The sequence below is a fragment of the Ruegeria sp. BH8 genome, assembly GCF_056538065.1.
Genome location: NZ_JBQFSP010000033.1, coordinates 1 through 8,159 on the forward strand (window position 1 = coordinate 1; position 8,159 = coordinate 8,159).

Here is an 8,159-nt window from a genome sequence, read left to right on the forward strand (position 1 = left end):
GGCAACTAACGCCTGGAATGCTGCCACTCGAGCCGCTTGAATCCCGACCATCAGCATTCCCTCGTCGACCGGACGTTAACGTGACAATACCGTTTCGGATACTGCGCACCTTTGAAATAAATCATGGACTGGTTCTCGAGTGAATACACCGGCGGCCATTCACCGTCTGCATTCGAGCGCGTCAATAGTCAAAAGTTTGCAACATAACCCTTTACGGTGCCCGGCCAAATCACAAGCCCGGCCCTCTTGGTCAACTACTCTGCTGCGTCCGAAACCGTGGTTTCTGAGTATATCCCTTTCACACGTTCCTTTGTCGGATCAAAATGAGGGAATGGAACGATCCTGGCTTTCAACCGTTTTTGTTGGCCGTCCAATTGCCCGATTTCGATGTCTGCCCCAATTGTCGCGTGGGTAACTGAAATCCGACCCAAAGCGATGACTTTCCCTAAAACGGGTGATTTCATTGCGCTGGTAATCGCTCCAACCTGCGCCTTTCCGACGCGGACGCAGTCGCCGGGTGACGGGACGACGCCGCCTTCGATTTCAAAACCAACCAGCCTTCGGTGGGGGTGCGCCTTGCGTTCTTCGATTGCTGCCCGCCCGATGAAATCGTCGGTTTTTGATTTCAGCGGCACGGTAAAACCGATGCCGGCTTCAAACGGGTCCGTCTGGTCGTCGAATTCTGACCCGGCAAAAATCAGGCCCCCTTCGATCCGCAGCATATCAAGTGCCCCAAGGCCCAGCGGCGTGATCCCATAATCCTGACCTGCCTCCCAGACTCGGTCGAAGATTTCCACTGCATCTTTGGGATGGCAGAAGATTTCATATCCAAGCTCACCGGAATACCCTGTTCGGGAGATCACGACAGATGTTCCGCGCACATCTCCGACCCGTGCAACGGTCAGTCTGAACCATGGAAGTTCGTCAATCGTTGGTTGCTGTGGGGGTGTCCAGAAAATTCTGGAGAGAATGTCGCGACTGTGCCGCCCTTGAACCGCGATGTTGTGCAGCTGATCCGTCGAATTGCGAACCCAGACATTCAAGTTGCGTTTTTGCGCTTGTTCCTGAAGCCACAATCCACTGGTGTCATTCCCGCCGATCCAGCGGAAGTTCGTCTCACCCAGACGATAGACGGTGCCATCGTCAATCATCCCGCCGTGCTCATAACACATTGCGGTATAGACGACCTGACCGACGCTTAGCTTTTTCATGTTGCGGGTCACGCATAGCTGCATCAGCTCTTCTGCATCGGGTCCGACAACTTCGTATTTACGCAAAGGACTCAGGTCCATGACGGCAACCTTGTCCCGACAGGCCCAGTATTCAGAAATCGCACCATGATTGGTCATCGTGTTCGGCAGCCAATAGCCGTTATACTCGACGAAATCACGGGTATGCCGCGCAAAGCAGTCGTGAAAAGCAGTTTTCTTGGTTTCTTCCACATCCGCCTCCGCAGATTTTCTATAGCCGTAGGATCGTTGAAAATCCTCGGTCGCCTTGTACGTTCGCACCTGAATATCGGTCGGGTTCCACCCGTTTGCCGGATCAATGTCGCAGGGACATGCCGTGCTGATGCAGACCAGATCGGTCAGCGCGCGCAGCAACACGAAGTCACCCGGTCGCGACCAGGGATCGTCCATGCCAATGGCATTGGCGTCATCCAGCATCGTGTTGAAAAAGAAGTTGATCGCAGGCCAGCCGCCGCGCGGCTTGATGCCATACTGGTCCAGATCTTTGTTAATATTGTCCGAACAGTTTACGTGGCCTGGATAGCCAAGGTCTTCGTAGTACCGCGCCGTACAAGCAAGGCCAAACGTGTCATGACGACCGCAAGTGTCCTGCACGATTTCGATCAAGGGTTCCTGATCGACGGACCAGTATTTCGAAAATATCCCCGGTTGCGGATACAGGCTGCCCATCAGGCTGCGGGTCGTCGTCGGATCGATTTCGCGCTCGATCCCCTGATCCAGCGCCCGGCGGCTGAAGGCCTGAAAATCCGAGCATTCGCGGCCGCGAATATCCAAGATCTGGATGAATTCTCCAGCTTTGACCTCATAAGATATGGCGTTTCCCGGTTGAATGTTGATGTCCCTGAGAGGGTCGGCCAACGGCTCAGGCGCGCCAACACCCGGCTTTTCCAGACCCGGCGCGGAACGCTGAATATAGAGGATGATATCCGTTGGAGGGTTGTTGTTTTCCGGGCGCATCGCCTCGCCGGGTGCGGCGACGATCAGAAGACCATCGCTTTCCGCCACGAAATGCACCATGTCGCCGGGGCGCGAGCCTTCGACAAAAGCGCGGATTGCGTCGCCCTGCCCGATGTCAAACCCCGCAGCCTCGAGCGCGCGCAGAACCTTCCGGCCCGAAGCGGAACCGTTTGCCAGCGTTGCGATCACCCCGTCGGGACACCCGTGTCCCCGCGCGCCGAGCATCGCCGCGTCCGAGCTTCGGTCGGGGGCAAAAAATACCATCTCAGCGGGCTGCATTCCATCGCGATCCAGCAATGTGATCGTGTCCCCTTTGGACACCGGAACGGCGCGCGATCCCATTGCGGGAACCGGATGGCGTTCTGTGCCATGCGGCAGGATGGGCAGACCAGGAGCCAGCACCCCGCTGCGTTCGAACGGTACCTCAAACAAGGGTTTGACGTTCATCTGAACAACTCCGGTTAATCCAGCCCCAAAGCGCGCTTGCGCTTTTCGGCCCAACTGCTGATTGCCATATCAAAGGTCAACGCCATCAGAGACACGTTCAGACCCAGTACAAAATTCTTGCCCAATTCGGTGCCTGCCAGGGTTCGCTGCAATTCCTGCCCCAGATCCTGCGTGCCGATGAACGCGGCGATAATGACCATGAAGAACGCGAACATGATGGCCTGATTGAACCCGACGGCCATAGTCGGCAGCGCCAGTGGAAACTGTACTGACATCAGTTTTTGTCTGCGCGTCGAACCAGACATATCCGCGGCTTCGGTCATTTCCGGCGGCACGCTTCCCAGACCGATGATGGTATAGCGGATCAGCGGCACGGCGGCGAAGATCAGGATGGAAAACACGACCGCCACGTCATTGACGCCGAACAGCATGATCGCGGGGATCAGATAGATGAAGCTAGGGAAGGTTTGCGCAGTGTCGCAGGCCAGCAGGATACTCTTGGACCAGCGTTTGGACCGAGCTGCGACTACGCCCAAGGGGATACCGATCAGAGTTGCCAACACAACCGCTGAAATCACTGTATAGAGCGTGATGACCGAGCGATCCCACCAGCCGGAAAACGCGACGATTGTAAAAAACACCGCAGCATAGATACCGGGTTTGCGGCCTCCGATCCAATAGGCAAAGGAGACAACCAGCAGGATGAACGCAGGTGTCGGAATGGCAAGCAAAGTATCACGAAACGGGATCAGAACTTTTACGTTCAGGAACCAGCGCAGCCATTCGGTTGTCCCTTTGATCACATCGAAGGCCAAAACCGACTTGATCACATCGTCGATTTCCTTTCCCTGGCTCAGATGCTGCTTGCGACCAACTTCAGCCAGGATCGGAAACACTTGCGACAACAGGGTGAACCCGACGAACAGACCCACTGCGATTAGCGGAATCCAGTGCCGTTTCCACCATGGCGTTCCGCGTTCGAAATGAATGGGCTGTTTGACGACCCAGGCCTTCGACATCCGGTCAAGCATGACCGCCAGAAGAACGATGGTCACGCCGATTTCAAACGAACGGCCAAGTTTGAAGCTGCCCATCATTGCAAGCAACTTGGCTCCAAGGCCCGGCATGCCGATAAAGGCGGTGAGAACCACCATTGCCAGACACAGCATGATCACCTGATTGACACCTACCAGTACTTCGGTGCGTGCGGCTGGGACGTATACATGCCGCAGCATTTGCCAGCGTGTACATCCAGACATCTGGCCGGCTTCGATCACTTCGGGGCTGACTTTCTTCAGACCCAGTGTGGTCATCAGGATCATCGGCGGGATGGCAAAGGTGATTGTTGCCACGGCCCCCGCGGTTGGTCCGACTTTGAAAAAGATCACCGCTGGCAAGAGATAAGTAAAGAATGGCAGGGTTTGCAGAACGGACAGGATGGGTTTCAGCACCCGCTCGAACCGGCCATACTTCCAGGCGGCGATGCCCAGCACCAGGCCCAGCACAAACGCCAGCGGTGCCGCCACTACAATGACAGACATGGTCTGCATGGCGATGTTCCACTGGCCGATTGCAGCGGTCCAGATGAACGTACCCGCACCCAGAGCCGCCAGCCGCCACCCCCCCACGGCATAGCCCACAACAGCAGCGACAGCAGCGATTGCTGACCACGGGATTGGGCCCAGATAAGGCCAGCGGCGCTTGCCTTCGAGCAGGTTGGCCGACATATCCAACAGGAATTCCAACGGGCCTTCGGCGATAAAGCGGGTCACGTAGATCAGACCAAGGTCGTTTTGGATGAAATTGAAGATCGCATCCAGCACCTGCGCCGTCGGCGGGATTGCTGCCTCGGGAATGCGGTTCAACCATTCAGGGAGAATTCCGACCGCCTTGGCAAGGATCAGCGCAAAGGCGGTGATCAGAAGTGCGGTAAGGACTCTGGTGCGCCCCCACGCACCGTCTGCCGTGTCCGGTAATTCGGTGGACAGTGTCGCCATCATTCGGCTCCGAGCAGAACGTTCAACGCGGCATCGCGATCCAGAACACCGGTGACAACGCCAGTTTCATCCGCAACCGGCAGCAGGATACGCTTGTCATTGACCAGAACCCGGGCCAGTTCATGAATGGTTGATCCGCCATTGATCGGCGCGCCTTCAAGGGTATGGCCGTTCACCGGTTTTGCCAGCCCTTTCGCATGCACCACGCGGGCCTTGTCGATATCCTCGGTGAATTTCGCCACATATTCGGTCGCCGGGTTCATCACGATCTGATCCGGAGTATCGCATTGTTCGACCGCACCGTTGCGCATTATAGCAATCCGGTCAGCCAGACGCAGCGCCTCGTCGAAATCATGGGTGATGAAGACGATGGTTTTGCCCAGCATCTCTTGCAGGCGCAGGAATTCATCCTGCATTTCACGGCGGATCAGCGGATCAAGCGCCGAGAAGGGTTCATCCAGAAACCAGATATCCGGTTCGATAGCCAGCGACCGGGCGATACCGACCCGTTGTTGCTGCCCACCGCTCAATTCCCGTGGGAAGTATTCTTCCCGTCCTTCAAGGCCCACCAGCTTGATGACCTCCAAAGCGCGTTCGCGCCGGTCGTGGCGATCCTGCCCACGCATTTCCAGCGGGAAGGCGACATTGTCCAGAACCGTGCGGTGCGGCAGCAACCCGAAAGACTGAAACACCATCCCCATCTTGTTGCGGCGCAATTCGATCAGATCGCGCTCGCTGAGTTTCATGATGTCCTGACCGTCTACTTCGATCGTGCCTCCGGTGATGTTGTGCAGACGCGAAAAGCACCGCACCAGCGTGGATTTGCCCGATCCTGACAACCCCATGATGACAAGCATCTCGCCACGGCCAACCTCGATCGAGACATCCTTGACCCCGGCGATATACCCATCCTCACGGATCTCGTCGAAACTGCGGCCTGCCGGCATGGACTTCAGATAGCTCTCGGGCGAGGGTCCAAACAGTTTCCAGACATTCTTGGCTGATATGACAGGCGCGATGGCGGGCATGGCTGCTTTTCTTTCTTGTTGAGCGCGGCCCTGGATCACAAAACGATCAAGGCCGCGCCAGATTCATTATACGTAGCCGTTATCAACTGCAGGCATTGATCCAGGGGTCAACAACGGCACGGTTGGCGTCCAGCCATTCCTCTGCCGCTTCTTCCGGCTCAAGCTCATCAGTGTCGACCAGCTTTGCCATTTCCGCGATCTGAGGGTTGGTGAAAGAAATCTGGGTCAGGGCGCAATACGCGGCTGGCCACTTGTCTTTCATGCCATCCCAAGCCGCCTTTTTCAGATATCCACTTGCCGGGTTGCCACAATCATACAGCGCGTCCGGGTTCGGACCCTTGGCAGGATCCTTGTCGCAGCCATCTTCCCATGCAGGGAACTCCACAAACTCACCGGGCCAGACGGCTTCGGCAAAGTTTGGCGTCCAGTTGAATACAAGAACCGGGGTCTTGTCGGCCTCGGCGGCACCAATCTCGGCCCACAACGCCGCGGCGGAACCCGCATTGATCACGGTGAAGTTCAGATCAAGCGCTTCGGCGCGTTCTTTACCATGCTTCAACCAGTCTACCGGACCGTCCAGATACCGGCCTTTGTCGCCGGTTTCGGCTGTCGCGAACAAATGCGCACAATCGTTCAGGGCTTTCCAGTCCGGCAGGCCGGGGCAGGACTCTTTGGTCCACATCGGATACCACCAGTCCTCGCGAGTGACAGCATCGTGGTCGCCCGCATCATGCAGACCACCCTTTTCCAGAGCCGCGCGGAAGGATGCACCAAATGCACCTTCCCAGACTTCCATCTCAAGCGTGACGTCGCCCAGACGCACCGACTCGTAGACCGCCTGACTGTCTGTGGTGACATATTCGACATTATTGCCGATCTCTTCGAACAACTGGCCGACCACGTAAGACATTACGATCTGACTTGACCAGTTGTGTATTGGGATAATGATCGGATCGCTGCTGTCTTCGGCGATCGCGCCGGTGCCCGCTACCGCTGCCAAGGTTGCAGCAGAAAGTAGGTTTGTGAGTTTCATGTTCGCTCCCTGAGTGAGGTTCATTTTTGTCAAAGGGGCTCTTCCGGCCCGCGAATTTGTGCATTTTGCCTAGAATCGCTCATAATGCAGAAAAGAAATTTGAGGGGCGTTGACCATAAAATCTTGAGGCAAACTCAACTTTTTACTATGTTAACAGTCGGTTGCCCGTTCAGACGGCAACGGGTGACCATGAATGTTTTTGCGTGTGGCCGCGTCCAGATCGGGAAAGATCCTGTAAATGCCAAAGAAAACATCAGTCACAGGGAAAGTCCTTCCTCCGCTTGATTATTTGTTGGCGTTTGAAGCCGCGGCAAAAGCGCAAAGCTTTGTGCAGGCCAGTAAGGTGCTGAACATCTCGGAAACCGCGATCAGCCGCAAAGTGCGCCTGCTGGAGCAGCATTATGATGTGCCATTGTTTGTGCGAGGTCACCGTTCGGTGTCACTGACGCAACAAGGTGCCATTCTGTTGGCAACTGTCGAAAAGTCTCTGGATCAGATGCGGGACGTCAGCCGTGAGATGCTGGCCAAGCATCAGGCCAACAAGGTGTCGATTTCTGCGACGAACTCTGTCGCGTCTTTGTGGTTGATGCCACAACTGCACAAGTTCAACAAATCCAACGGCCGTATCCGTATTTCGCTGGTGTCTTCGGACAGTGACGCAGAGTGCCTTTCGGATTCCATGGACCTGACAATATTGCGTGGAGATGGCGAGTGGCCGGGATACGAAGCAAAGCTTCTGTTCGGAGAAACAGTGTTCCCGGTTTGCAGCCCCGAGTACCTCAGAAGCAACCCCAATGCGGCAGTTCTTTCCGCGCTGCCGGAACTGGACCTTATTGAAGTCACCAGCAGCCATGCGGAGTGGATGACATGGCGTACATGGTTCAGCGGTAACGGTGTTTCCACCTCAGCGATGGAACAAGCTGTGGCTTTCAACACCTATCCACTGTCGGTTCAGGCTGCTGTCGATGGTTTGGGAATTGCATTGGGCTGGGCCCATCTTGTTGACCCCTTGCTTGAGAGCGGCGCGTTGGTCAGGCCGGTCCAGAACGCTTCGGTGCGAACGCAATCCGGATACTACCTGCTGAAAAGGCCGCTTCAAAAAGCTTTCCCGGAACAGCGCATCGTCGAGGATTGGTTGCTGGGTCTCAGCGCGGGTCGAAAAAGATACGCCTGATCCTGGTCGCAAAACCCTGATTCTTGACTTGATGTTTGGAAATGTCCCCTGGGCGTTTTTAACTCGTGTATTGACCCTTGGGAATATTTATTTACCTTAAAGAAAATTTCGACCGAATCTGGCCCTGCGTTTTGTCGCTTTGGCCGGACCAATTCAGACTATCTCACGCAGGGAGACCAAACCCAATGAGCTATAAATCCGACATCGAAATTGCGCGTGAAGCGAATAAGAAGCCGATCCAGGAGATCGGCGCGAAGCTTGGAATATCCAGTG

The 8,159-nt window shown here is 55.8% G+C and carries 5 protein-coding genes; 1 reads left to right on the forward strand and 4 read right to left on the reverse strand.

Annotated features, from left to right (window positions below; genetic code table 11):
- Positions 1 to 254: 254 nt before the first annotated feature.
- The 4 genes from ACR0AD_RS20735 to ACR0AD_RS20750 all read right to left on the reverse strand — a co-directional run bounded on the left by ACR0AD_RS20735 (position 255) and on the right by ACR0AD_RS20750 (position 6,712).
- Positions 255 to 2,654: a trimethylamine N-oxide demethylase gene (locus tag ACR0AD_RS20735; RefSeq protein ID WP_480489463.1), complete on the reverse strand. Its 2,400-nt coding sequence runs from the start codon at positions 2,652 to 2,654 to the stop codon at positions 255 to 257.
- 14 nt (positions 2,655 to 2,668) lie between these two features.
- Positions 2,669 to 4,651: an ABC transporter permease gene (locus tag ACR0AD_RS20740; RefSeq protein ID WP_480484927.1), complete on the reverse strand. Its 1,983-nt coding sequence runs from the start codon at positions 4,649 to 4,651 to the stop codon at positions 2,669 to 2,671.
- The gene (locus ACR0AD_RS20745) at positions 4,651 to 5,679 is read right to left on the reverse strand and encodes a quaternary amine ABC transporter ATP-binding protein (protein WP_480478516.1); all 1,029 of its coding nucleotides are present in this window, start codon (positions 5,677 to 5,679) and stop codon (positions 4,651 to 4,653) included. The genes ACR0AD_RS20740 and ACR0AD_RS20745 overlap by 1 nt, the downstream gene beginning before the upstream one ends.
- Before the next feature lie 82 nt (positions 5,680 to 5,761).
- Positions 5,762 to 6,712, reverse strand: a complete 951-nt coding sequence (locus ACR0AD_RS20750; RefSeq protein WP_480489464.1) for an ABC transporter substrate-binding protein — start codon at positions 6,710 to 6,712, stop codon at positions 5,762 to 5,764.
- 238 nt (positions 6,713 to 6,950) lie between these two features.
- Between ACR0AD_RS20750 and ACR0AD_RS20755 the strand changes: the two genes are divergently transcribed.
- A complete protein-coding gene (locus ACR0AD_RS20755; protein WP_480484929.1) occupies positions 6,951 to 7,886 on the forward strand; it encodes a LysR substrate-binding domain-containing protein in 936 nt (311 codons plus the stop codon).
- Positions 7,887 to 8,159 lie beyond the last annotated feature (273 nt).

Coding starts and splice junctions, on each gene's coding strand:
- ACR0AD_RS20735 (WP_480489463.1), bottom strand. CDS start 2,654: ATGAACGTCAAACCCTTGTTTGAGGTACCGTTCGAACGCAGCGGGGTG.
- ACR0AD_RS20740 (WP_480484927.1), bottom strand. CDS start 4,651: ATGGCGACACTGTCCACCGAATTACCGGACACGGCAGACGGTGCGTGG.
- ACR0AD_RS20750 (WP_480489464.1), bottom strand. CDS start 6,712: ATGAAACTCACAAACCTACTTTCTGCTGCAACCTTGGCAGCGGTAGCG.
- ACR0AD_RS20745 (WP_480478516.1), bottom strand. CDS start 5,679: ATGCCCGCCATCGCGCCTGTCATATCAGCCAAGAATGTCTGGAAACTG.
- ACR0AD_RS20755 (WP_480484929.1), top strand. CDS start 6,951: ATGCCAAAGAAAACATCAGTCACAGGGAAAGTCCTTCCTCCGCTTGAT.